This is a genomic window from Syntrophothermus lipocalidus DSM 12680 (assembly GCF_000092405.1).
GTDB classification, from domain to species: Bacteria; Bacillota; Syntrophomonadia; order Syntrophomonadales; family Syntrophothermaceae; genus Syntrophothermus; species Syntrophothermus lipocalidus.
The window spans coordinates 1805854-1827856 of the sequence record NC_014220.1 but is presented as its reverse complement, the minus strand read 5'-3'; the positions used below and the strand labels follow the sequence as shown (position 1 = coordinate 1827856).

The window sequence follows — 22003 nt, the reverse complement described above, 5'->3', positions numbered from 1 at the left end:
GCGGTCATACCTCCCTCTTTTCGTAGATGGCCTGAATGATACTCAAAAGCTGTTCGATCGGTACGTTTAGATACATCAATTCGCCTGCGATTTTTTTAAGTTCCTGCAACAGCTCTTCCCGGCGCGGATGATGGACTGACACGTCGAGCGGGCTGACAAAGCTGCCTTTGGCCCTGATGGAGTAGATGAAACCCTCAGCTTCCAGGTCTTTGTATGCTTTTTGAATGGTGTTGGGGTTTACGGTGAGCGACTGGGCCAGTTCGCGCACCGAGGGTATCCGTTCATCAGGTTTCAAGACTCCGCTGATGATGAGTGTCTTAATTCTTTCTTTGATCTGTTCATACAAAGGTCGACGATCCCGAAAGTCCAGCTGAAACATAGGCACCTCCTTCTGTATTATATAAACTAATACAGTTGATACAGTTTTATTGTATGTCTGCCAGCCGTGCTAGTCAAGAAGAAAAAACGTACCAGGCGACGGTTGTCTGTCACGCTTGGTGGTCAGCAAAAACCCGTTTACCGCAAGGCCGTTACAGGCTGGAAGCTTGAGAATTGACAAACTGGACGAGGAATAGCTATTGAAAATGTCTTAAAAGAGATTCTTATTGACCTGACACGGCTGAGACTATATTGTGTATATCGTATAGCTCGTTAGGTGCAGATGAGCCTTATCGCTACCAAACAAGCGTATGGAGAAAAGGTAAGGATCATTAGACATAAGGTCATAGCCATGGGTGAAAAGTGACGAGCACAAACGGAAACGTCCGGCTGCAGCAAGACATAGCTCCAAATTCTAACACAGGGGACGGAAAAGCTGCGTGTGATTCGATTTTTGTACTTTTACACTTAGGACTTGACAAGAGAGGTGTGGGGGAAATAGACTAAAATGCAGATGAGATCAGCTTTGACATGCTGGTGAGCAGAGAATAGCCTGTAAGACAATTGAAGATCAGACGAGGGCGAAGAGACGAGGAGAGGAGAGACCGAGATGAGAGGAGACCGGAACATTTGTGCCGGCACTCACCTGGGTGCCGGTTTTGATTTTTCTGCCTTTCACTATACTGAAAAAGAGTTGTTCTTACCTGGTTTTGACCTCTACCGCTATTTTTCGGCGATGGCCGGGAAGAGTCGGAGTCAACCCCTGTTTTTCCTGGAAAGTTTGACTGAGGGTGAAAATGCGAGGTATTCCATCCTGGGGCTTGACCCTTTGCTGGTCGTGGAGTACAGCCAAGGGAAACTCAGTGTTACAACTGACAACCGGTGCTACGAGGAACAAGGTGAGCTATTTACTTACCTTAGGGCTTTTTTAGCTGCTCAGAGTGTGGTGCACCTGACAGCACCTGCAAGCGGATTTACAGGCGGCCTCGTAGGCTTCTGGGGTTATGACATCGGCTTAGAACAGGAAAAAATACCTCGAAGGAGTGTCTCCTTGTCTTCAGGGCCAGACGCCGCATTTTTCTTCCCCGGAGTTACGGTGGTTCATGACCGTTATACTGACCAGGTGCGGGTTCGTAGCTTTTACCCGAACAGCATCCAGGAAAGGGAGGGGGCGGTGGCCAAGTTGGAACAGGTCGTTGCGGGGTTGTCTTTGAGCCAAGACACGGTGCCGGTAACACATTGCAGAAGGAAAGTTACGGGTAATCCTGACGCGGGATTCATCAGCAACACCAGTTACGACCAGTTCATCGATATGGTACGACAGGCCAAGGAATACATCCGGATTGGAGATGCCTTTCAGATTGTTCTTTCTCAGTGTTGGAAAAAGCGGACCCGGGCTAGTCCCTTAGGGGTGTATGCTGAGTTGCGGCACGTGAATCCTTCTCCCTACATGTTTTACTTGGGATTTCCTTCGATGACCTTGGTAGGGTCATCTCCAGAAATGCTGGTTAAAGTTGAGGGTGATGTAGTGCAAACTAGGCCGATCGCGGGGACCAGGCCCGTTACTGGAGATGAAAAGCTAGATGATGCTTTGCGCCGAGAGCTGGTTAGGGACGAGAAGGAGAGAGCAGAGCACCTGATGCTGGTTGACCTGGGCCGCAACGATATCGGGAAGGTGAGCCGGCCGGGAACGGTTGAGGTGGTTGAGTTTATGAAGCTCGAAGCTTATTCTCACGTGGTGCATCTGGTTTCAAAGGTCCAGGGCCGTTTGCGAGAAGGTCTTGACAGCCTGGCCGCTTTGCAGGCCTGCTTCCCAGCCGGTACCCTGACCGGGGCCCCGAAGCGCAGGGCGATGGAGATAATTAATAACCTGGAAAAAGGTCCTCGAGGCCCGTATGGAGGAGCGGTCGGCTACGTCGGATTAGATGGTAACCTGGACTCCTGTATTACGATAAGATCGGTGCTATTTCGGGGAGAACACTGTTACCTTCAAGCCGGGGCCGGGATAGTAGCGGACTCAGTTCCGGAGAACGAATACCAGGAAACCGTTAACAAGGCAAGAGCTTTGATGCAAGCTGTGGTGAGGGCGGAGGGGGAGCAATGATACTCGTAATCGATAATTATGACTCTTTTACTTACAACTTGGTACAGTACCTGGAAGAACAGGGAGCAGAAGTGCGAGTGGCCAAGAACGATGAGTTGGAATTGAGCGACATCGAAAAAATGCAGCCTCAGGGAGTGGTTATATCTCCAGGCCCCGGAAATCCGGACCAAGCAGGGATAACCCTGAGTCTGATAAGGGCCTTCAGTGGGGTATTCCCGATTTTGGGAGTATGTCTGGGGCATCAGGCCATTGCGCGAGCTTTTGGGGGGGATGTACGGATAAACTGGAGGACGATGCACGGCAAGGTCTCGACAATATACCATGACGGGCGGGGGATGCTGGCCGGGATGAAGAGTCCTTTCATAGCCGCCCGGTACCATTCATTGGTGGTTGACGCGACTACTCTGCCTGTATGTCTCGAAGTTTCGGCCTACTCCGAACAAGGGGAAGTTATGGGAATCAGGCACCGTCATTTTCCGGTAGAGGGCGTGCAGTTTCACCCCGAGTCTATAGCTACTGAATGCGGTAAAACGATTATCGCGAATTTCCTCAAGTGCGTGGGGCAGTTGAGAATGAAGGATTAAGAATGAAGGATTAAGAATGGTATTTGAGTGCGAGTCAGCGTAAATGATACATCTGTGTTTATCTGTGGCCTATTAAACAAAGACGAGACGAGTTGAGAGGAGGAGAGACAATGTTTATCAAGTATCTGAAAAAGGTAGTTGACGGCGATTATTTGACCAGCAGCGAGGCCTATGAGGTCATCAACTTGATGTTAGATACGGAAGTAGCAGAGAGTCAAGTAGCGGCCTTGTTTGCAGCCCTGCGCTTGCGGAAAGAAAGCGGGGAGGAGTTGTTTGGGTTTGCCCGGGCCTTGCTGGACCGAGCTATAAAACACGAGGGTATGGAGGGATTGCTCGATACCTGTGGCACTGGGGGCGACGGTTGCGGGACATTTAATGTTTCAACAGCGGCAGCCATTGTCTGCGCCGCCTGCGGGGTACCGGTGGCAAAGCACGGAAACCGAGCTGTCACCAGTCAGGCAGGAAGCGCTGATGTTCTGGAGGCTTTGGGAGTTCGGGTTGACCTAAGCCTGGACGAAGCCAGGATGCTATTAGAAGAAATAGGATTAGCTTTCTTGTTCGCTCCTGGTTTTCACCCGGTAATGAAGCACTTTGGCCCTATGCGCCGCAGTTTAGGGATAGCTACGGCCTTCAATTTCCTTGGGCCTTTGATAAACCCGTTTTGCCCGACGTACCAGTTAATGGGTGTGGCCGACGAGGACATGATCCAACCTGTGGCCGAAGCCCTGGCCAGGTTAGGACGCAAGCAGGCCCTGGTTGTCCATGCGGAGAACGGCATGGATGAGATAGCGCATGTGGGCGTTACCCAAATGGCGAAGGTTGAAGGTGAATCCATTGTTCCGGGCCGTATCATCAGGGGCGGAGCCGTCAACGAGTACCAGGACCAGGGAGTACGGGGAGGGGATGCAGTTCACAACGCGCGCATAGTGAGGGAAGTATTGGCTGGAAAACCGGGCCCGGCTCGGGAGATGGTTCTGGTTAACGCGGGAGCGGCTTTGATGGTGGCAGAAAAAGTTAGGGATTTAGATTCAGGTATAAGGATGGCGGCAGAAGCTATCGACTCTGGCCGGGCTCAAGAAAAGCTTAGACAACTGGTGCGGTACAGTCAGGAAAGCCGGGTGGGCCGATGTTAGACGAGATCGTCAGGCATAAGCAGGAACAGATTCGTTCTCATGGAAAAGATATAATGGAGACGTTTCAAGCAGCAGAGGTGTTACCGCCGTTGAGGGAATTTGCCGAGGCCTTAAATGTTAACGGAAGGGTTTCTTTGATTGCCGAGGCAAAGAAGGCTTCTCCGGTCAAAGGCAGGTTAATATCTGAGACTAGGTTCGATCAACTTCCGGTATTATACGAGCAAAATGGGGCTAAAGCCATTTCAGTAATAACCGAAGAGAGGTACTTTGAAGGGAGCCCATTCCTAATTCAGAAGGTTAAGTCTCGCGTGAGCTTGCCGGTCTTGCGCAAAGACTTCATAATAGACCTCAGGCAACTGTATGAGACCAGGCTTTTGGGAGCGGACGCGGTGCTCCTTATCGCTCACCTCTTGCCGAAGGATCTCCCGCTGTTTGTGGAAACGGCGCAACAACTGGGGATTGAACCGGTGGTCGAGGTTCATGACCGGTACGAATTAGAGATGGCCTTGGATACGCCAACCCGGATTATCGGTATAAACAACCGTAACCTGAAAGATTTTACGGTGGATACCCGGGTTTGCCTTGAGCTGGTGGGGTTGGTTGCAAACAAGGTGCAGTGTATTGCCGAAAGCGGTATCCGGACAGTGGAGGACATGCTGATGTTGGAACAATACGGGTTCTCCGCTGCTCTGGTGGGTGAGGCTTTAGTGACGGCTACTGATGTTGCTGCTAAAACCGGAGAACTAGCCTGGTATTGGAAGAATGAAGAATGAAGAATGAAGAATGAAGAATGAAGAATGATATTGCGGGTTCTGAACAGTAGGAGAGGAGGTACATGGAAGGTGTACCCTGACGAAAAAGGCTACTACGGAGAATACGGGGGACGGTACGTGCCGGAGACCCTGATGCCGGTACTAGAGGAACTGGCTCGCGAATACGAAAAGCTGAAAGATGACCTGGATTTTAAGAGAGAACTCTCTTACTATCTACACCAGTACGTGGGACGGCCTTCGGGACTGCATTTTGCCAAAAGGCTGAGCCGGGAGCTGGGGGGAGCCAGGATCTACCTCAAGCGGGAGGACCTCAACCACACCGGCTCCCATAAAATAAATAACACCATGGGCCAAGCTCTGTTGGCAAAAAAGATGGGGAAGACCAGAGTCATAGCGGAAACCGGGGCTGGCCAGCACGGAGTGGCCACGGCTACAGCGGCGGCCGTACTGGGCCTATCCTGCACCGTTTACATGGGAGCCAGGGATATGGAACGGCAGAGGCTCAACGTTTTCCGGATGAAGGCTTTGAACGCTGAAGTCAAGGCGGTGGCGAAAGGATCCCAGACCTTGAAAGAAGCCACGGACGAGGCCTTCCGCGACTACATCGCGAGCAGCGACTATACCCATTACCTCATCGGATCCGTGGTGGGACCACACCCTTACCCCATGATTGTACGGGATTTCCAGTCTATCATCGGCAGGGAACTGCGCCGGCAGATACTTGAAGAAGAGGGCAAGCTGCCTCAGTACATCATCGCTTGTGTAGGGGGTGGGAGCAATGCCATGGGCATATTCTACGAATTCTTACAAGACGACGTGCGGCTAGTCGGTGTGGAGGCGGGCGGCCTGGGTTTGGACACCGGGCAGCACGCCGCTACCTTGAACCGCGGGTCCCGAGGGGTGCTCCACGGTGCTCTAAGCACTGTACTGCAGGACGAAGAAGGGCAGGTGCTGCCTACGCATTCTGTTTCTGCTGGGTTGGATTACCCCGGGGTAGGGCCAGAACACTCGTATCTAAAAGACTCGGGACGGGTAGAGTACACCAGCGTGACCGATGAAGAAGCCCTGTCGGCTTTCCTGACTTTGAGCCGGATGGAGGGGATTATTCCTGCCCTTGAAAGCGCTCATGCCGTGGCCTATGCGACAAAAATAGCCCCGACTCTTTCCCGGGACGACTGCATTGTAGTGAACCTGTCGGGGCGGGGCGACAAGGACGTGGAGACGGTGGCTGCCATACTCGAGGGGGTGAGGCCGTGAACCGTTTAGAGCTGAGGTTAAGGCAATTGAAAGAACGGGAAGAAAAAGGCCTCATAGGCTTCATGATGGCGTGTGAACCTGATTTCGCTACAGCGGTCGAGTGTGCGAAAGCCCTGGAGGAAGCCGGTTGTGACATCCTCGAAATCGGCGTTCCATACGCTGACCCGATTGCCGATGGTGAGGTTATTGAAAGGGCTCACTTTCGCGGGGTGGAACGAGGGATGAACATGACGAAGGCGTTAGAGTTTGTGCGAGCGGTTCACGACAATTGCTCGCTACCGTTGGTGATGTTTTCATATTTCAACCCTATTCTGCGAAGGGGAGTTGAAGTGTTTGCCCGGGAGCTTGAGACAGCCGGAGCTTCGGCAGTTATTATACCGGATCTCCCGTTGGAGGAGCGGGAAAAATACGACCAAATTGATGTAGACATCATCCCGATGCTGGCCCCGACAGCTGACGAACAGCGTATGGCCAGAGCCGACCACTACGCGCGGAGTTTCATATACTGCGTATCGGTGGCAGGAGTTACCGGCGAGCGCGACCGGTTGCCCGACCTCACAGATTATCTGAGCCGGGTCAGGGCTCGCACATCTCATCCATTGGCGGTCGGGTTTGGAATCTCGTCTGGAGCTCAGGTGGCTAGAATAAAAGACTACGCAGACCTAGTAGTGGTGGGGAGTGCGTTGGTACGCATCATAGAGGAAAACTCAGATGACAAGACACGGCTTCTTTCGGAACTGAGCGCTTTGGCTAGAAACCTTAAGCAGGCCTTAAGATAGTTCTCACCGGTTTTGCGGTGGGGTAGAATATAAACTGGGGGAATGGGATATGAAACCTTTTAAGCTAGCGGCCAGAGAAAGTCATGAGGGGGACACCCTGATTGAAATAAACAGTTCGCGAGGTACGGTTAAGATAGGGGAGGGTTACTGTACCGTCATAGCCGGGCCCTGTGCGGTAGAAGGACGAGAGGAGTATCTCGATATCGCTCGGATTTTGGCGGACATGGGGGTGCATCTCCTGCGAGGGGGGGCTTTCAAACCGAGGACTTCCCCGTATTCGTTTGCCGGCTTAGGAGAAGAGGGCCTCAAGATCCTAGCAGAGGCCAAAAAAATTACGGGAGTACCGGTGGTCACCGAGGTACTCGATACCCGGGATGTCGAGCTTGTACAGGGCTATGTGGACGTTCTTCAGGTAGGAAGCCGTAACATGCAGAACTTCTCTTTGCTGCAGGAGGTAGGCAGGACCGACAAGCCGGTGATACTTAAACGTGGATTTGCCGCCACCATGGAAGAGTGGTTGTTGGCGGCGGAGTACATCATGGCTGCCGGTAACCCGCGGGTTATCTTGTGCGAGCGCGGCATCCGCACCTTTGAAAACTATACCCGCAACACCGTAGACATCGGAGCAGTGTCCATGATTAAGGAATTGTCTCATCTCCCGATTATCGTAGATCCCAGCCACGCTACCGGTAGGTGGAAGATGGTGCGCCCGGTGGCCAAGGCCGCTATAGCCGCCGGGGCCGACGGTGTGATGATTGAAGTCCACCAGTGTCCAGAATGCGCTCTTTCCGACGGCAAACAGTCACTAACTCTAGAAAACTTTGCGGTTCTCTTGGAGGACATAAAGAAGCTGGCCGAGGTAGAAGGGAAAAAGATATGACAGCGGGCTAACTAAAAAAACGTTTAATGAAAATGGCGAGAGCGAGGAGAAAGAGAGAGGTCAGGATTACTGCTGCCCCGGGCGGCAGGTCCAGATAAAAGGCCAAGGTTATCCCTATCATCACGCTGATTAATGCCACTGTCACGGAGATCGCCACAGCTGACCGGAAACTGCGGGCCAGCTGAATGCTGGCGGCGACCGGAACGATCATAAGCGATGAAACCAAGAGGGCTCCCACAATTCTCATGGAAACGGCTACCGTCATTGCCACCATGAAAGTAAAGAAGAGATTGATTTTGGTTACCGGGATGCCGGCCACGGTAGCCGCCTCTTCATCAAAGCAGATGTAAAACAGCTGGCGGTAAAGCAGTGAAACCAGTATAGCTACCGTTAAGCCAACCGCGGTTATTATGTAGATGTCAAAACCGCTGAGAGCGACTATGCTGCCAAAAAGGAAGCTCAAAACCGTGGCTGTTGTTCCCCGACCTAGGCTGATGAGGACGACGGCTAGGCTCATTCCGGCGGCGATGATGATGGCCAGGGACAGTTCGGCATACCTGCGGTAGAACCGGTGTAGGTATTCGATACCGAATGCTCCGATCCCTGAAAAAACCAGGCCAGCGGCGGTCGGGTTAATGCCGGCTACGAGACCGAAGGCAACCCCGGCTAAGGATACGTGGGCCAGAGCATCGCCGATGAGCGACAGGCGGCGCAGGACCAAAACTATCCCGATTAACGGGCATATTATTCCTACCACGATTCCGGCCCATACTGCCCGCTGCATAAAAGTATAATGTAGCATTTCCAACGCGATCTTCTCCCTCACGAAAAGTTCAGGCTATTGGTTATTCCGCTCGAGGACGATTCTTTGAAGGAAGACCCGGTTTAGGCTAAGGTTGTAAAAACATTGTTTGTTTGACATGCCGGTGCGGCTGCAGTTCGTGCTTGATCTCTTCCGGGCTGTCATGCACGAAAAGATGCCCTTCTTCCAGGCAGGCCAGCCGATTTATCAAGTCGGCCACCGGCTCCGGGTTATGGGTTACCATGAGTACGGTAATTCCGAGTTCCCGGTTAAAGTATTCTAGAGAAGAACAGAAAAGCTCTTGCGAACCGGCATCGATACCGACCAAGGGCTCGTCCAAAAGCAAGATTTCCGGTTCGCTGACCAAGACCCGGGCCAGGAATACCCGCTGTTGCTGGCCGCCTGACAGCTCGCCGACCATTTGATGGCGGAGACCAGAAAGACCAGTTAAGGCTAAAGCCCGTTCAACTTTGGTCTTTGCCCCGCTTTGGTCCAGTTTCCTGCTCAGGCTGGCCTGAACCAGGAAGTGATTGCGCACGATCTCCTGAACTGTGGCAGGGAAACTCGGATTGAAAAAAGAAGCTTTTTGTGATAGATAGCCGATACGGTGCCATTCATTGAAGTGGGCTAAATCCTTACCCAGCAGTTTTACCAGCCCTGACTGCGGTTTGAGCAGCCCCACGATGATTTTGATCAAAGTGCTCTTGCCCGACCCGTTAGCACCGATTACGCCGACGAAGTCTCCGGAGTAGACTTTGAGGTCCACGCCTTTCAATATCTGGTGATGACCGTAACTGAAATGTACATCGTGAAGTTCTATTGCCACGTTGTTCATGGCTCATACCCCAGTGCCATTCTCAAATTCTCCAGATTCGAGTACATGATGGAAAAATAGTCTTCGCCAGCCTTCAGCTGTTCCTCGGTCAGAGTGCCTAGCGGATCCAGAACCAGAACCTTGGCACCAGTTTCCTCAGCTATCACCTGGGCTAAGCGGGGAGTAGTCGTCTTTTCAAAAAATATGTAATGCACGTCGTTTCTACGACAGAACTCGGTTATTCGTGCCATGGCAGAAGGGGTCGGCTCAGCTTCGGCAGAAACCCCCATCAGAGCCTGCTGATTCAACCCGTAACGGCGGGCCATATACCCGAAGGCCTGGTGGGTTACGACTATGTCGTGTTTTTGACACTTTTCGATAACAGCACGATAGGCCCTGTCCAGGTTCTCTAGTTTCTGAACCAGCTGGGCGCAGTTCTTCTCGTAAAACCCGCGGTTCTTCGGGTCGGCGGTCGATAAGCCGCTGGCGATATTCTTTGCCATGTCCTGGGCCAAAACCGGGTCCAGCCACACGTGAGGGTCCCAATCCTGGTCGTGAGGGTGGGTATCACTATGGGTGGTATCAGCGGGCAGCAAGGGCAAACCACGGGTAGCTTCGACAACCACCATCGACTTTGTGTCCAAGGCCCCCAAAACCTTGTCGATCCAAGGCTCCATGCCGGCGCCGTTATATACCAAGACCTGCGCCCTTTGCAGTTCAGCCAAGTCCTGGGGTGACGGCTCCCAGGAGTGAGGATCCGCTCCCGGCGGGACCATGCATCTTACACTTACCCGATCACCGCCGATTTTTTTGGTAAAATCGTAGACCGGATATAGAGTAGCATATACGGTGATCTTTGAAGAAAGCGGGTATTGATTTGAGGTTTGGGAAGAGTCTTTACAACCGGTCAGCGAGCATGCCAAAACGGCAATCAGGACCAAAGAAACGACAGAGTAAAGTTTTCTCAACTTCATCAGGCCTTCCTTTTCCACAACTACATAGTCTCAGCGGTGCTAGAGAAAAAGCACTACGGCGAACACCCACAACATTTTCCACAATAACCGAAGACTTCGAGGCTGTGGTCAATTACCCGGAAATTAACTTTTTCCGCGGCATCCCCGAGGACATTCTTAAGGTCACAACCGGGAAACTCCACGAGTTTGCCGCACCTCATACAAACCAAATGATGGTGATGGGAGTCGTTGAGCTCATACCGCGCGCGCCCGTCGCGAAAATCAACGGCAGTAACAATGCGTAGCCGCATCAAGAGGGCAAGGTTGCGGTAGACGGTTCCCAGCGAGATGTTAGGTTCTTTTTGCTTTAACATGGCACAGATATCTTCGGCGCTGGCATGCCGGTTTTCGCGCAGCATTTCGAGTATCAGGCGCCGTTGGGGAGTAATCTTGTAGCCGTTCGCACTTAATTGCTGAAGCAGGGCATCCAATGATAGAGCCTCCTAAATAAGAATCATTCTTAATTTTAAGAACATTATAATCTTATCGGGATAAGTGATGCAAGCCAAGATCGGATTTCTTTTCAATTCTTCAAATAATCTTTGAGAAAGAGAACCGTCAATGGGCCCACTTTTCCGGGTAACTTTAAGTCGTTCGTAACGAACAAGGTTGCCTGGCTTTCGACGGCTGTAGCCAACTGTATGGCATCGGGCGTGCGCAGCCTGTATTCAGCCCGGATCTGGGCGGACCGGACAGCTATGGGCGACCAGATTCAAGCTTTTGCTTCCGGAAGCTGGAAGGGATCGGACCATTGATTTTGACGCTGCTCTGTGCTAAGTTATAAACGTAGGATGGCTAGTTAGGTTACTGAGCAGGTAGGTAGGACGGTAGGGAATCAGATGGTGGCAAAGGGTACCATTTGGCGGATTCCTGCCGGGTGGTATTTTTTTATTTTAGGCTAGAGGAGGTAGGTAGGATGGGGCTATATCAATTGAGAATTAAGAATTAAGAATTAAGAATTAGGAATTGAGAATGGGAGGATGGTTTGTTAATCAGCATCTGTCTTAGTTTGCGACAAGCACGTATGTATGTAACTCATTTTCTAAACAGTCAACGGAGGAGGAAGGCAGGATGGTTATTGTAATGGAAAAGAGTGCCACCCCGGAGCAGGTCAGGAGGGTGGAGGAAAAACTAAAAGACAGGGGGTTTTCTACTCACTTGTCGCAGGGCGTAGAAAGGACCATAATTGGGGCTATCGGTGACCGCGATGCGGCTTTGATGGAATCTTTGGCGACTTTGTCCGGAGTGGAGAGGGTAGTCCCAATATTGAAGCCTTTCAAGCTGTGTTCGCGGGAGTTCAAGGGAGAAGACACCGTAGTGAGAGTAGGTGACGTAGAAATAGGTGGAGGAGAGCTTCAGGTTATAGCCGGGCCCTGTGCGGTGGAATCCAGGGAAGGGTTCTTGGAGGTTGCGGAAATGGTCAAGGCAGCAGGGGCCACTGTGCTGCGGGGAGGGGCTTTTAAACCCCGTACTTCGCCCTACTCTTTCCAGGGGCTGGAAGAAGAGGGGCTGAAGATACTGCGGGAGGCCAGGCAGTTAACAGGGCTGCCCGTGATTACGGAAGTTATGGATCCGCGGCTGGTTTCCACTGTCTGCGAATACGTCGACGTGCTGCAAATCGGCGCCAGGAACATGCAGAATTTCTTTTTGTTGAGGGAAGTAGGTAAAATCAAGAGCCCAGTAGTTTTAAAACGGGGGCCCTCCGCTACCATCGAGGAATGGCTCATGGCAGCAGAATACATTATTTCTAGCGGCAACACCAACGTCATTTTGTGTGAGCGGGGAATCAGGACTTTTGAGACCTACACCCGCAATACCCTGGACCTGGCAGCGGTGCCTCTGGTAAAACAGCTGACCCACCTTCCGGTTCTGGTCGACCCCAGTCACGGGACCGGCAAGTGGAAGCTGGTAGGACCTATGGCCTGCGCGGCTGTAGCGGCGGGATGTGATGGGCTGATGGTCGAAGTCCATCAGAACCCGTCTGAAGCCCTCTCGGATGGGCCCCAGTCGCTGACTCCCTCCAACTTCGAGCGCATGATGGAGAATGTGAGGCGTGTCTTTGAGGCGGTTTCCTGCGCTTCTTGAGCAAGGCCGGGTATAAGTTAGGCCGAGGGGGAAGGCAGAATGGGTTTTGTGGTTACCATTGTTGGGCTGGGGGTCATAGGAGCATCGCTGGGGCTGGCTTTAAAGGACTCACCTTTGGTTGAAGAGCTGATCGGGGTTGACCCCCAGGACCATGTTGGGAAAGAGGCAGTTGCTCTGGGGGCGGTGCGCCGCACGGAGAAGCTTGAGGCAGGAATCGAAAACGCAGATGTGGTGTTCCTGTGCTGTCCTCTAGAACGGCTGGAGGAGGTCATCAAACAAGCTGCCCCGGTCCTGAAGCCGGGGGCTGTTGTAACCGATGTGGGCAGTGTTAAACAGGTGGTCATGGAATGGTTTCGCCGGTGGCTGCCCGGCGGGGTTTACGGCATCGGCGGCCACCCTATGGCTGGCTCTGAGAGAACAGGTTTGGCAGGGGCAGACAGGTACCTGTTTGAGAATGCGGTGTATGTTCTGGTGCTTCCACCGGGCACTCCATCCGGACCGTTCGAAACCTTAAGTCAGCTTATCAGTTGTACCGGAGCGAAAATAATAACAATGGATGCGGCTCAACACGACCGCCTGGTAGCCACGGCCAGCCATCTTCCGCACCTGGCAGCGGTGGCCTTGGTAAACCAGGCCGGGAAAGCGCCTGAGGCCCTCGGGCTAGCAGGAGGAGGTTTTAGGGATACAACCCGTGTAGCATCGTCTAACCCGGCTATGTGGGAGGAAATCTTCATGTTTAACCGGGAGGCGGTACTGGACCAACTGGACGGTTTTATCGGGGAATTGAACCGCTTGCGTGGGTATATAGCTGCCGCTGACCGCCAGCGACTCAGGCAAGAACTGCAAGCTGCTCAGGCTTTACGGGAGTCTGTACCAAGGGGGGCAAGAGGAGCTTTGCCCAGTGCTTGCGAAATCATTACTGTGGTGCTCGACCGTCCCGGGGTGATAGGTTACCTGGGTACGGTTCTAGGTGAAGGTGGGATAAACATAGTTGACATCGAGATCTTACGGGTGCGCGAGGGTGACGGGGGTACCATACGCTTAGGGGTGCCTTCAGTGGAAGATGGGGAGAAGGCAGTGAAACTCTTGCGGGACCAGGGAATTAAAGCATGGATGAGGTGAGCAGATGGATGTAACTGTACGTCGCGCCCCAAAGGGGTTGAGGGGGACTATTACGCTGCCGGCAGACAAATCGATATCGCACCGCAGCGTCATGCTGGCGGCCCTGGCTCAGGGAAAGAGCCGGGTAAAGAATTTCTTGCGGGCGCGAGACACACTAGCCACGGTTCGGTGCGTGCGAGCACTCGGGGTTAACATTATGGACAACGGCGAGGACCTCATAATCGAAGGGCGCGGGCTAGGCGGATTTCTACAGCCAGAAGACATTCTGGACTGTGAGAACTCCGGAACAACTATGCGCTTGATGTCAGGAACTCTATCGGCCTGCTCGTTTTTTTCGGTATTAACCGGGGATTCATCCTTGCGCTCCCGCCCTATGGCTCGGGTAGTGGAACCTCTGCGTTTAATGGGAGCACGCATCGACGGACGAGACGGGGGCCGGCTTGCACCGCTGGCTATTCGAGGGGGCAACTTAAAAGGGATCGACTACACCCTGCCGGTGCCGAGCGCTCAGGTCAAATCTGCTGTTCTTTTAGCTGGTTTGGGAGTTGAAGGGGAGACGGTGGTAAGGGAAAAGGTGCCTTCAAGGGACCACACGGAACGGATGCTGGCAGGGATGGGGGCAGAGATTTTTGCCGAAAACGGGGTGATTCGGCTGCAACCGGGAAGAGAGCTCGAACCTTTTGATATGTCCGTTCCAGCCGACATTTCATCCGCGGCTTTCTGGATAGTGGCAGCGACGCTGGTTCCGGAGTCAGAGGTCCTAATCCCTGGGGTAGGAGTTAACCCTACGCGAAGCGGGGTACTAAGAGTGCTTGCTTCTATGGGTGCTAGAATCGAACTTCAGAACCAGAGGGTTGTCGGTGGCGAACCGGTAGCCGATATACGGGTGGTCTCGGCTGGGAACCTAATCGGCACAACCGTGGCAGGGGAGATTGTACCGTCTCTAATTGACGAAATTCCGGTGCTGGCAGTTGCTATGGCCATGGCTCGGGGTGAATCGGTTGTACGGGATGCGTCGGAATTGAGGGTTAAAGAAACTGACCGGATACTGGCTGTCTGCACCTGCCTGCGCCGGCTCGGAGTAGAGGTAGAGGAGACCGAGGACGGGTTTTATGTTCGGGGGCAGGGCAGGCTTACCGGGGCGAAGGTGGACAGCTACGGGGATCACCGCATTGCCATGGCCATGGGTATCGCCGGGCTGGTAGCCGAGGGGGAAACCATAGTCAAAGGGGCAGAAGCCGTTAACATATCCTATCCCGGTTTCTGGGCGGAGCTCGCCCGTTTTGCCGGCCGGTAAATGTGCAGTGGATCAGGGGGACGGTTCTTGTGGTTTATTTTGAAAAATAAACCACAAGAACCGTCCCCCTGATCCAAGCTTAATTCATCTGCATCTCATCGGCGATGGAAGCGATATCTTCGATGGAGTTGGCAAGTTCTTGAACAGCTTTGGCCTGTTCCTGGGCGATGACTGATGCTTCTTCTACCTTACTGAAAGCGGCAGCCAGAATGTCGGCGGCGGCTGTCGCAATTTCAGTTCCTTGCGCCACGACTGTTCCGAGTTCCGATATGCTCTTGCCCACGAGAACTCGAAGTTGACCGATCTGGTTTACCTGATCGGTGGCCTGCTGGTTGGACTTGGCCGCCATGCCGGCGGTTTCATCGGCCTTGCGGCAAGCTGCTTCAGACTGGCTGATGTCGCCGACAACTTTGCCGATCTGAATCTGGATGTCCCGCACCAGGTCCTTTATTTTATCCGCATTTTCGGCAGACTCTGTAGCCAGGTTGCGGATGTCGTTCGCGACCACGGAAAAGCCCCGACCGTGCTCGCCGGCCGTAGCGGCTTCTACGAACCCGTTTACGGCCAGCATGTTGGTCTGAATGGAAACGTTTTCGATGGTATCGACGATTTTCTCGATGCGGCGGATCTTGTCTTGCAGAGAGGCTACGGCGGAGTTAGTGGCGCTGTAAGAGGCGATACCTTCTCTGATCCCGGCCCATACCTTCCGGGCACTGGCCCGGCTGGCTTCTAGAGTCTCTGCTATCTCGGCGTGGATGTTCCCGGCAGCAGAACTTATTTCGGCAATGGTTTCTACCAGTTGCTGGCTGTCTTGCCCGATATCCTGCGCCTTGCGGGCTTCTGCTACCGCGATACGAGCACTTTGGGTCAGCTCGTTCAAGCCTGATGCTATTTGGGTAGCCGAGGAACTGATTTCCTCTATGTTGGCAGAAAGCTGCTCGGCCGTAGCCGCTATCTCTTCGGCCGATTTGTTGATGTTGGTGGAGGTCCTTAGTTCCTCGGCCATGTCGGTCAGATCATGGGTCGCGGCGGTTACTTCGGACAAGGCTTTGGTCTGTTCGGCTACAGCTTTAGCCGCCTCCTGCGTCGCCCCGGCTATCTGAAGGGCGGCGCTGGCTATACCCTCACCCGAGGTCAGTAGCTCGCCTGCTTTGCCGGTCATCGTTACCCCTCCGGCAACCGCTTCGTCAATCTTGCTTGCATACTGGGCGAAAAGCTGACCTACCTGGGCAAAGCCCTGGTTGGTGTTGGCAAGTTCGTCCTGGAGACGTTCAAAGTTGTTTACAACCTCGCCTATGTCCTTAACTATTTCTTCAACCACTGACCGTATTTCTTCAACTACTCCCCGGATATCCCGGGCCGATCTTTCTGATATCTCAGCCAGGTTTCTCACTTCATCGGCTACCACCGCAAACCCTCGCCCGTGCTCACCGGCCCGGGCAGCCTCAATAGCGGCGTTCAGAGCCAACAGGTTAGTCTGATCCGCAATCATCACTACCGCCTGCACGATGTCGCCGATTTTTTCAGACTGAATTTCCAGTTCTTTTATGCGCTGGCCCGACTGCTGGTTTTTGGCAACGGCTTCCTTCATCTGGTCCATCATGGTCTCCATGCCTCTACGCGACCGCTCGGCTGCTTCCACTCCGCTCAAAGCGTACTGGTGGAGGACCTGTAAGTTCTTGTGGAACTCTTCTACAACCTGATTGACTCTGGTAGCCCCGGTTCGCATCTGCTCGGCGTTTTGGCCGACATCGTTTCCCATAGAGGCCACTTCGGTCATAAGGCGCGCGAACTCTTGGACCGATGCGTTGGTTTCCTCAACTGCGGCCAGAAGCTGCTGTGATGATGCGGCAATGCGTTCGGCCATGGCCTGCTGCTTGGCCAGGGTACGGGCCTTGGCCTTTTCCTGAGCCATTTTGCGAGCCTGCTCTCGCTTGCGGGCTAATTCCGCTGTCTCATCTTGTTTAAGAGCTATTCCGGTTTTGCTAGAGGTTGGCTCGGGGTCCAAACCCGGTGGCTTTTCCAACTGTTTCCGCATTATTTCTTCCCCTCCTCGGCATGGTCTGTTACCTCCCTCGCCACCGAATTGACCGCAAAGAAAACAAGTATATGTCTTGAAATAACGTAGCATTTTTGCTACATTTATACTTTTGACGCTGTGACGAATTATCCTGCCAAAACTAAAAAAATAATCAAAAAATTTGTGGTTTTATGCCTATAAGGAGAATCATGGAAGTTTTAGATAACAAATTTTTTAAAGTCGGGAATGTTATGCTGAGAATCCGAGCAGACTAAGCACAGTCAGGTCGTTAGGAGGTGGAGCTATGGCCAAAAATGAACGACCGGTGTCTTGGCTGTGGAAAGTGATGCTGGTAGCTGGGCTCGGAACGGTGGCGGTTTGGGCCGTTAAGAGGCATCGCGTGTCCCTCAGGGAGGGAGGGAGAAACGTGGCTGCCTGGGCTTCGAACAAGACTGAAAAGGCTACCGGGATGCTCCGAGAAAAATGGCAGGCGGTCAAGAGCACTGCTCAAAAAGAGTTTGCTGCTCATCCTACAGTCCAATCAGCATCTGACCTTATAAACAAGGCGGGTCAGGCCATCACTAGAAGCGACGAAATGGTAACGGAGTATGCCCGGGAACTGAAACCGGGGTTGCGCATCACTCCCATGACCTACCGGCGCATCAAGCGGAAGCCCCTGCAGAGAAAGGATTGAGATGGTTAGACGCAGACTTAGACAGAAAAAAAGCGTTAACCGGTCACGGCGATAGGCGAAACAACGCACGAGCGCCGGACGGTTAACATTTTTTTGGGCAGACAAGGCTTGAAGGCAACTCACATTTCTAAGGCCACGTTCATCTCTAAGGGCCCTTCGTTGCCCGCAAAATTGATGACCAGGGTTTCTACCTGGCTGATAAGGGCGAGCAGGTTCTTGCCGGTAATCAAGGTGGGGGGCGTGACATTGAATTTTACGCCCAGCCCTTCCAGCTTGGCCGCGGAGTTACCTGCTATCATATTGGCCAGTTCGCACAGGGCGCTTTTTGATATGAGATCGAGCTTTTCCACCGGGACTCCCGCCATCATGGCTGAGGCAATGTTCTTGGCGGTGGCTTCCGGCATAGAGAACACGATATTTCCCTTAACCTCTCCTGTGAGCCCGATGATGATGTTGACCTCATTTTCAGTTTGAAGGTATGTCTTCTTGCCTAATCCAGTACGGACAATGCTCGTCATTCCCAGCATGGCTACGACATCGAGGAGTCCCTGAATGAAGGGGTTGATATACCTCACATCCATCCTACCTTTTCCCCTCCTCTACCGCTACGTTTATCTTGATGGGCCCTGCTTCGGTTTGCATCAAAACGGAGTAGGAGCTGAGTCTGACGTTGAACATGCTAAAGCCGTCTCCCACGAAGACGCTGGGAGGGGTCAACCGGATGTTCAGGCCTGGGTAAGCGTCGTTAACGGCGGTGACGGCGTTGCCGCACACCACGTTGCCTATCTCTGCAGCGGACAGGAGGACTTCTTCTTCGGTTGGAGAGGCGTATTCCTCGCCCGTCAGGATACTGGCCAATCTCAACGCTGCTGTGGGCGGCATGTCCAGGAAAAAGCGGCCGCGCCAGCCGCCAGTAAAGCCGACGATCACCGCAAACCCTTGTGACCCAAACTCTTCTCCTTCGTCAACTGGTTCTCCTTTTGTTACGACAATTCCCAACATATCCTTGAAAACACTGGCCACGGCTTTGATAAAGGGCACGATGTAGGTTGTGGAGCTCACCTCATCACCTCAACCTTCCGCTAAAACTTTCAGAATCTTGCCGATAATTTCGTCGGGTTTAAAAGGCTTGGTACAGAAATCAGTAATACCCAGGCTCTGGGCTTCAGCCACGATATCTTTATCGCCCATGGCGCTCAGCATTATTATTTTTTGGGAAGGGTTGAGTTTCTTGATGGCGGCTGCGGCTTCTAGCCCGTCCATTATGGGCATGGTAACGTCCATGGTGATGACATCCGGGTTGGCCTGGGCGTAGGCGGCCACGGCATCGCGCCCGTTACCAGCCTCGGCAACAATAATGAACCCTTCGGGCTCGAGCGCTTTTTTGAGCATCTTCCTGGTTACCGGCGAATCGTCCACTGCCATTACCTTAATCGGACTCCCGTCCGGTTTTATCCCTCTCGTAAGAACCACCTTCCTTCCTACCTTCGAGCCAGCCACAGATGGACACAGACCCGGCACTCAGCTCAAGCCCTGACTAGTGTATAGCGTTGTTGTGACGGGATGTCATGTTGAAAGCTAGGTTGGCTGAGTGCCGGGTCTGTGTGCATCTGTGGCTTGTTAAACTACTCCTACCGCTTTCACGATTTCAGCCGCTATGTCCCATATGGGGACCACGATTTCGGCTCCGCCGCGCTTGATGGCCTCTCCAGGCATTCCGAACACGATGGCACTCTCTTCCGATTCGGCGATAGTCAGGCCTCCGCCCTGCCTGATTTTGACCATAGCGTCAGCCCCGTCGTCACCCATACCGGTCATGAGCACTCCTATGGTCCTCGGCCCGAAAACCTTCAACACTGCCTCCATCATGACTCCCACTGAAGGCATAAAATGGTGAGGTGGCTGGGATGGCAGCCGGATGACCGCTTCTCCCAGCGAATTTTTCACCAGGCTGAGATGCCGTCCTCCTCGTCCCACATAAACCACACCTGGCCGTACCTTCATGCCAGCCTCGGCTTCCACCACCTCCAACTGGCAGTGTTCGTTCAGCCTTTTGACGTAAGCCGAAGTGAAGTTAGGCGGCATGTGCTGGACCAGGAACACAGCCGCGTTGAGGTTGGCCGGTAATGAGGGCAAGACCTCATAAATCATCTTGGGGCCCCCGGTCGATATACCCATGGCCACTGCCTTCATGTCCCCGCTTGCAGTATCTCCCGTTTTCTTCACAACCTGCCTGCCACGGGAGCGACGGGCCCTTGACAGGCGGGCGGTGATCTTTCTCTTTTTCAACCCGGCGGCTGCTTTAATCTTGGTAACTAGCTCATCGGCCACTGTTTCGAGGTTGGATGACACAGTACCGCCCGGCTTAGCCACGAAATCAAACGCACCCAGTTCCAAGGCTTCAAACGTGGTCACTGCTCCTTCTTGGGTGAGGGAAGAAACCATTATGACAGGGCAGATGTCTTCATTGACTATATACTGAAGGGCAGTGATGCCGTCCTGTTTGGGCATGTTTACGTCCATAGTGACAACATCCGGGCGGTACTCCCGGGCTTTGGCTACGGCATCCTCTCCGTCCCGGGCTGCAGCCACGACTTCAACCTCCGGATCCCGTTCCAGGATTTGCCGGAGAGTTTTGCGCATAAGGGCCGAATCGTCGACAATCAGTACACGTACCACGTTACTCGTTTCCACCCTGCTTCTTGAGTTTCACTGGGGTCGTCTTTTTCGCCGCCTGGGACTGGCTGAGGTCGGCCAGCTTCTGCCACTCTTTCTCTACCAGGATGTTTTCCAGGTTCAAAAGCATAATCATCCTGTTCTCCAGGTTGGCCAAGCCTTCCATAAAGCGGGCTGCCTGGTTCCCTTGAATGATGTCGGGAGCCTCTTCCAGGTTCTTTTTGGGTACCCGCAAAACCTCAAGGACCTCGTCCACGATGATTCCTATCTTTTTGTTGTTTATATCGCTGACTATGATGCGGGTGAACTCGTTGTACTCTTTTTCCTCCATCTCAAACCGCTTGCGCAGGTCGATGAGCGGGATGACATCTCCTCTCAGGTTTACGACCCCTTCGACGAATTTGGGTGCCCGCGGCACTTTAGTGATCTTAGACAGACGGTTGATCTCCTGTACCTGGGTGATGCGTACCCCGTACTGCTCGCCTGCCAGCTTGAACACTACCATCTGTTCTTCGTCCATCCCGTCTAGAAAAGCCGGGGCTTCTTCGATGGATTCTGCATCGGCCGTTTCTACGGTGGATATCCCGCGGATTTCCTCCCTGGTCAGGATGTCGAAAGGATCAATGAGCATGATGATGCGCTTCCCGTCATCTAGCCTGACTATGCCCTTCAACTGCTCCCGCCCCTCGGTGGTCAAGGCTTGAGGCGGCGGGTAGATAGTGTCTTTGGGGACGCGGGTAACTTCGTAGACCTTGTCCACGACTAATCCGACCTGCATGTTGTCCACATCGACGACTACCACCCTGGTAGTGTCGCTAACTTCATCACTGCTGGTTTCGAGCTTAACCCGCATGTCGACGATAGGCAACAGGCGGTCGCGCAAGGAGATCACTCCTTTGATGTAGGCCGGAACGTTAGGGACCTTCACGATCTCCGGGTAGCGGATGATCTCCCGAACCTGTTCTATTTCAAGGGCAAACTCTTCTTTTCCTAGCCCAAAAGTAACTAACTGGACTTCTTCCAGCTTCTTGTCCTGCTCCTGCTTGAAACCGGCTTCGCTCCTGGTTAACCGGGCGGCAGCGGTATCCTGTCCCTCGCCGCTTTCCAGTTGACAGAAGCGCACGGCATCCAGGATCATGACCAGTTTTTTTCCATCGTTAATCTTGACCATTCCAGAGATAGCACTGGTCTCGATACCCGATACCATGGCGGGGGCCGGCTCTATTTGGTTACTCTCAACCCGGAGGACCTCGGATACTCCGTCAACGCTCAACCCGATTTTCCTGCCTTTCACATCTACTACTATTACCCGGCTGGCGGCGTCGCGTTCGCGAGGAGGCAGGTTGAACTTAACCCGGGTGTCGATAACCGGAAGGATATTGCCCCGCAGGTTAGTTACCCCTTCTACATAGGGCGGGGCCTGCGGAATAACCGTTATGTTGGGCGTGCGGATGATCTCCTGCACGTTCATAATATTGATTCCGAAGCTTTCCCGCTCGAGATCGAAGGTGACCAACTGCATCTCATCCTGAACTAAGGCGTTTGCCTGTTGGTCGGTCACTTATTATCCCCCCTTTGGCTTTAATGTTTTC

Annotated in this window: 23 protein-coding genes; 11 read left to right on the top strand and 12 right to left on the bottom strand. The window is 53.2% G+C overall.

Annotation, left to right across the window (positions count from 1 at the left end):
- Window positions 1-4: 4 nt before the first annotated feature.
- The gene (locus SLIP_RS08740; RefSeq protein WP_013175913.1) at window positions 5-379 is read right to left on the bottom strand and encodes a GntR family transcriptional regulator; all 375 of its coding nucleotides are present in this window, start codon (window positions 377-379) and stop codon (window positions 5-7) included.
- Window positions 380-988: 609 nt separating this feature from the next.
- Here SLIP_RS08740 and SLIP_RS08735 point away from each other — a divergent pair.
- From SLIP_RS08735 to aroF (SLIP_RS08705), 7 genes are all read left to right on the top strand, one after another.
- Window positions 989-2482, top strand: coding sequence for an anthranilate synthase component I family protein (locus SLIP_RS08735; RefSeq protein ID WP_013175912.1), 1494 nt, complete (start codon window positions 989-991; stop codon window positions 2480-2482).
- Window positions 2479-3066, top strand: a complete 588-nt coding sequence (locus tag SLIP_RS08730) for an anthranilate synthase component II (RefSeq protein ID WP_013175911.1) — start codon at window positions 2479-2481, stop codon at window positions 3064-3066. The genes SLIP_RS08735 and SLIP_RS08730 overlap by 4 nt, the downstream gene beginning before the upstream one ends.
- Window positions 3067-3176: 110 nt before the next feature.
- Complete coding sequence (gene trpD, locus SLIP_RS08725) at window positions 3177-4199, top strand: anthranilate phosphoribosyltransferase (protein ID WP_013175910.1); 1023 nt, start codon at window positions 3177-3179, stop codon at window positions 4197-4199.
- On the top strand, window positions 4193-4972 hold the full coding sequence (gene trpC, locus SLIP_RS08720) for an indole-3-glycerol phosphate synthase TrpC (RefSeq protein WP_013175909.1): 780 nt from the start codon (window positions 4193-4195) through the stop codon (window positions 4970-4972). Before trpD ends, trpC begins: the two co-directional genes overlap by 7 nt.
- 69 nt (window positions 4973-5041) lie before the next feature.
- Window positions 5042-6229 (top strand): tryptophan synthase subunit beta, encoded by a 1188-nt coding sequence (gene trpB, locus SLIP_RS08715; protein WP_013175908.1) that lies wholly within the window; start codon window positions 5042-5044, stop codon window positions 6227-6229.
- A complete protein-coding gene (trpA, locus tag SLIP_RS08710; protein ID WP_013175907.1) occupies window positions 6226-7008 on the top strand; it encodes a tryptophan synthase subunit alpha in 783 nt (260 codons plus the stop codon). Before trpB ends, trpA begins: the two co-directional genes overlap by 4 nt.
- Before the next feature lie 49 nt (window positions 7009-7057).
- Window positions 7058-7888, top strand: coding sequence for a 3-deoxy-7-phosphoheptulonate synthase (gene aroF, locus SLIP_RS08705; RefSeq protein ID WP_013175906.1), 831 nt, complete (start codon window positions 7058-7060; stop codon window positions 7886-7888).
- A 7-nt stretch (window positions 7889-7895) separates the two neighbouring features.
- On the opposite strand, the gene SLIP_RS08700 is transcribed toward aroF (SLIP_RS08705), so the two are convergent.
- The 5 genes from SLIP_RS08700 to SLIP_RS13130 form a co-directional block, all read right to left on the bottom strand.
- Window positions 7896-8690, bottom strand: coding sequence for a metal ABC transporter permease (locus SLIP_RS08700; protein WP_041433563.1), 795 nt, complete (start codon window positions 8688-8690; stop codon window positions 7896-7898).
- An 88-nt stretch (window positions 8691-8778) separates the two neighbouring features.
- Window positions 8779-9525 (bottom strand): metal ABC transporter ATP-binding protein, encoded by a 747-nt coding sequence (locus tag SLIP_RS08695; protein WP_013175904.1) that lies wholly within the window; start codon window positions 9523-9525, stop codon window positions 8779-8781.
- The gene (locus SLIP_RS08690) at window positions 9522-10478 is read right to left on the bottom strand and encodes a metal ABC transporter substrate-binding protein (protein WP_013175903.1); all 957 of its coding nucleotides are present in this window, start codon (window positions 10476-10478) and stop codon (window positions 9522-9524) included. Before SLIP_RS08690 ends, SLIP_RS08695 begins: the two co-directional genes overlap by 4 nt.
- A gap of 53 nt (window positions 10479-10531) precedes the next feature.
- Entirely contained in the window at window positions 10532-10948 is a 417-nt protein-coding gene (locus SLIP_RS08685) for a Fur family transcriptional regulator (RefSeq protein ID WP_013175902.1), read from the bottom strand.
- A gap of 92 nt (window positions 10949-11040) precedes the next feature.
- Window positions 11041-11217, bottom strand: a complete 177-nt coding sequence (locus SLIP_RS13130) for a type II toxin-antitoxin system VapC family toxin (protein ID WP_423218585.1) — start codon at window positions 11215-11217, stop codon at window positions 11041-11043.
- A 371-nt stretch (window positions 11218-11588) separates the two neighbouring features.
- Here SLIP_RS13130 and aroF (SLIP_RS08680) point away from each other — a divergent pair, with 371 nt between their 5' ends.
- Genes aroF (SLIP_RS08680) through aroA form a run of 3 tightly spaced genes read left to right on the top strand, consistent with a single transcriptional unit; the run spans window position 11589 to window position 15021 of the window.
- Window positions 11589-12602, top strand: a complete 1014-nt coding sequence (aroF, locus tag SLIP_RS08680; RefSeq protein ID WP_013175901.1) for a 3-deoxy-7-phosphoheptulonate synthase — start codon at window positions 11589-11591, stop codon at window positions 12600-12602.
- Window positions 12603-12641: 39 nt separating this feature from the next.
- Entirely contained in the window at window positions 12642-13724 is a 1083-nt protein-coding gene (locus SLIP_RS08675) for a prephenate dehydrogenase (protein WP_013175900.1), read from the top strand.
- A gap of 4 nt (window positions 13725-13728) precedes the next feature.
- Window positions 13729-15021 (top strand): 3-phosphoshikimate 1-carboxyvinyltransferase, encoded by a 1293-nt coding sequence (gene aroA, locus SLIP_RS08670; protein ID WP_013175899.1) that lies wholly within the window; start codon window positions 13729-13731, stop codon window positions 15019-15021.
- Between the two features lie 79 nt (window positions 15022-15100).
- On the opposite strand, the gene SLIP_RS08665 is transcribed toward aroA, so the two are convergent.
- Window positions 15101-17059, bottom strand: a complete 1959-nt coding sequence (locus SLIP_RS08665; RefSeq protein WP_013175898.1) for a methyl-accepting chemotaxis protein — start codon at window positions 17057-17059, stop codon at window positions 15101-15103.
- A 286-nt stretch (window positions 17060-17345) separates the two neighbouring features.
- Between SLIP_RS08665 and SLIP_RS08660 the strand changes: the two genes are divergently transcribed.
- Window positions 17346-17735, top strand: a complete 390-nt coding sequence (locus tag SLIP_RS08660; protein WP_013175897.1) for a hypothetical protein — start codon at window positions 17346-17348, stop codon at window positions 17733-17735.
- 119 nt (window positions 17736-17854) lie between these two features.
- Here the strand turns inward: SLIP_RS08660 and SLIP_RS08655 are convergent, their stop codons facing one another.
- The 5 genes from SLIP_RS08655 to SLIP_RS08635 all read right to left on the bottom strand — a co-directional run bounded on the left by SLIP_RS08655 (window position 17855) and on the right by SLIP_RS08635 (window position 21972).
- The gene (locus tag SLIP_RS08655) at window positions 17855-18316 is read right to left on the bottom strand and encodes a chemotaxis protein CheX (RefSeq protein WP_013175896.1); all 462 of its coding nucleotides are present in this window, start codon (window positions 18314-18316) and stop codon (window positions 17855-17857) included.
- Window position 18317: 1 nt separating this feature from the next.
- Complete coding sequence (locus SLIP_RS08650) at window positions 18318-18797, bottom strand: chemotaxis protein CheX (protein WP_013175895.1); 480 nt, start codon at window positions 18795-18797, stop codon at window positions 18318-18320.
- A 9-nt stretch (window positions 18798-18806) separates the two neighbouring features.
- Window positions 18807-19208: a response regulator gene (locus tag SLIP_RS08645; protein WP_013175894.1), complete on the bottom strand. Its 402-nt coding sequence runs from the start codon at window positions 19206-19208 to the stop codon at window positions 18807-18809.
- Between the two features lie 147 nt (window positions 19209-19355).
- Window positions 19356-20414: a protein-glutamate methylesterase/protein-glutamine glutaminase gene (locus SLIP_RS08640; protein ID WP_041432936.1), complete on the bottom strand. Its 1059-nt coding sequence runs from the start codon at window positions 20412-20414 to the stop codon at window positions 19356-19358.
- Between the two features lies 1 nt (window position 20415).
- Window positions 20416-21972: a chemotaxis protein CheW gene (locus SLIP_RS08635; RefSeq protein ID WP_013175892.1), complete on the bottom strand. Its 1557-nt coding sequence runs from the start codon at window positions 21970-21972 to the stop codon at window positions 20416-20418.
- Window positions 21973-22003 lie beyond the last annotated feature (31 nt).

What these genes read in the sequence shown, in the direction of transcription:
- SLIP_RS08740 (WP_013175913.1), bottom strand. Translation starts at nt 379, where the DNA reads ATGTTTCAGCTGGACTTTCGGGATCGTCGACCTTTGTATGAACAGATC.
- SLIP_RS08735 (WP_013175912.1), top strand. Translation starts at nt 989, where the DNA reads ATGAGAGGAGACCGGAACATTTGTGCCGGCACTCACCTGGGTGCCGGT.
- SLIP_RS08730 (WP_013175911.1), top strand. Translation starts at nt 2,479, where the DNA reads ATGATACTCGTAATCGATAATTATGACTCTTTTACTTACAACTTGGTA.
- trpD (WP_013175910.1), top strand. Translation starts at nt 3,177, where the DNA reads ATGTTTATCAAGTATCTGAAAAAGGTAGTTGACGGCGATTATTTGACC.
- trpC (WP_013175909.1), top strand. Translation starts at nt 4,193, where the DNA reads ATGTTAGACGAGATCGTCAGGCATAAGCAGGAACAGATTCGTTCTCAT.
- aroF (WP_013175906.1), top strand. Translation starts at nt 7,058, where the DNA reads ATGAAACCTTTTAAGCTAGCGGCCAGAGAAAGTCATGAGGGGGACACC.
- SLIP_RS08700 (WP_041433563.1), bottom strand. Translation starts at nt 8,690, where the DNA reads ATGCTACATTATACTTTTATGCAGCGGGCAGTATGGGCCGGAATCGTG.
- SLIP_RS08695 (WP_013175904.1), bottom strand. Translation starts at nt 9,525, where the DNA reads ATGAACAACGTGGCAATAGAACTTCACGATGTACATTTCAGTTACGGT.
- SLIP_RS08690 (WP_013175903.1), bottom strand. Translation starts at nt 10,478, where the DNA reads ATGAAGTTGAGAAAACTTTACTCTGTCGTTTCTTTGGTCCTGATTGCC.
- aroF (WP_013175901.1), top strand. Translation starts at nt 11,589, where the DNA reads ATGGTTATTGTAATGGAAAAGAGTGCCACCCCGGAGCAGGTCAGGAGG.
- SLIP_RS08675 (WP_013175900.1), top strand. Translation starts at nt 12,642, where the DNA reads ATGGGTTTTGTGGTTACCATTGTTGGGCTGGGGGTCATAGGAGCATCG.
- aroA (WP_013175899.1), top strand. Translation starts at nt 13,729, where the DNA reads ATGGATGTAACTGTACGTCGCGCCCCAAAGGGGTTGAGGGGGACTATT.
- SLIP_RS08665 (WP_013175898.1), bottom strand. Translation starts at nt 17,059, where the DNA reads ATGCGGAAACAGTTGGAAAAGCCACCGGGTTTGGACCCCGAGCCAACC.
- SLIP_RS08660 (WP_013175897.1), top strand. Translation starts at nt 17,346, where the DNA reads ATGGCCAAAAATGAACGACCGGTGTCTTGGCTGTGGAAAGTGATGCTG.
- SLIP_RS08655 (WP_013175896.1), bottom strand. Translation starts at nt 18,316, where the DNA reads ATGGATGTGAGGTATATCAACCCCTTCATTCAGGGACTCCTCGATGTC.